The following is a 1256-nucleotide window of genomic DNA, read 5'->3' as shown; positions in this document are numbered from 1 at the left end:
CAGCCCAAGCTGGACCGCGGCCCGCACGCCGCGGTGGTGGCCGCGCGGTTCGACACCGACCCGTCGGGGGTCGTCCGGTGGGACGCCGCCGCGCTGGGTGACAGCTGCCTGTTCCACGCGCGCGGCGACCGGCTGCTGCGGGCGTTCCCGGTGGAGTCGGCGGAGGCGTTCGACAACTCGCCGGGGCTGGTCAACGCGTTCAACCGGGACCACGCGCTGCTGGCCCGGCACGTGCGGACGGCGTCGGGGGTCGCCGAGCCCGGCGACGGCCTGTTCCTGTGCACCGACGCGCTGGCCGCGTGGTTCCTGCGCGAGGCGGAGCGGGGCGGGCGACCGTGGCACGTGCTGAGCGGGTTCACCCGGTCCGGCGACCCGGAGGGCTTCACGGCGTGGTTGGCGACGGCGCGGGCGGAGGGGATGGTGCGCAATGACGACGTCACCGTCGTCCACGTGGACCCCTGACGACGAGGCCGCCCGCGCGTTCCCGTCCGGCGTGGCCTACGTCGAGGCGCTGGAGGACACGGCGCTGTGCTTCCGCGGCACGGACCTCGCCGGGGCGGAGGTGCGGGTCGACGCCCTGGGCCGGCCCCGGGCCGTCTCGGGCAACTTCGCGAGCGTCTTCTCGCTCACCCTGCCCGACGGCACGCGGTGCGCGATCAAGTGCTTCACCCGCGCGGCACCGGAGCAGGCGGTCCGCTACCGCGCCGTCGGGGAGCACCTCGCCCGATTGGACGACGACTGGATCGTCGGCTTCGACTACCTCGACCGGGGCATCCTCGTCGAAGGCGCCTGGTACCCGGTGCTGCGGATGGAGTGGGTCGAGGCGGTCAACCTCCTGCGCTGGATCGACCGGCACGTCGACGACCCCGCGGCGCTCTCCCGCGTCGCGGAGCGGTTCGCGGACCTGGTCGCCCGGCTGGCCGCGGCGGGTGTCGGGCACGGCGACCTGCAACACGGCAACCTGCTGGTCGGTGACGACGGCTCGCTCAAGCTGGTCGACTACGACGGCACGTACGTCCCGGCGCTGGCCGGGCTGCCCTCGGTCGAGACCGGGCACCGCAACTACCAGTCGCCCGACCGCACCGCGGCCGACTCCGGCCCGGAGGTCGACCGGTTCTCCGCGTGGGTGATCTACCTGTCGCTGATCGCCCTGACGGTCGACCCGTCGCTGTGGCGGCAGCTGCGCGACGAGGACGCCGAGCACCTGCTGCTCGCGGAGTCCGACTTCACCGACCCGGCGGGCTCCTTCCGGCTGG

The 1256-nt window shown here is 74.4% G+C and carries 2 pseudogenes; both read left to right on the top strand.

Going from position 1 to position 1256, the window contains the following annotated elements:
• Window positions 1-462, top strand: a pseudogene (locus AB0G02_RS40925) (hypothetical protein); the annotation flags it as partial.
• Window positions 428-1256, top strand: a pseudogene (locus AB0G02_RS40920) (hypothetical protein); the annotation flags it as partial. The pseudogenes AB0G02_RS40925 and AB0G02_RS40920, both read left to right, overlap by 35 nt.

It is taken from the genome of Actinosynnema sp. NPDC023658, from assembly GCF_040639995.1.
Lineage (GTDB): Bacteria > Actinomycetota > Actinomycetes > Mycobacteriales > Pseudonocardiaceae > Actinosynnema.
This window is presented reverse-complemented; position numbering and strand designations above follow the sequence as displayed.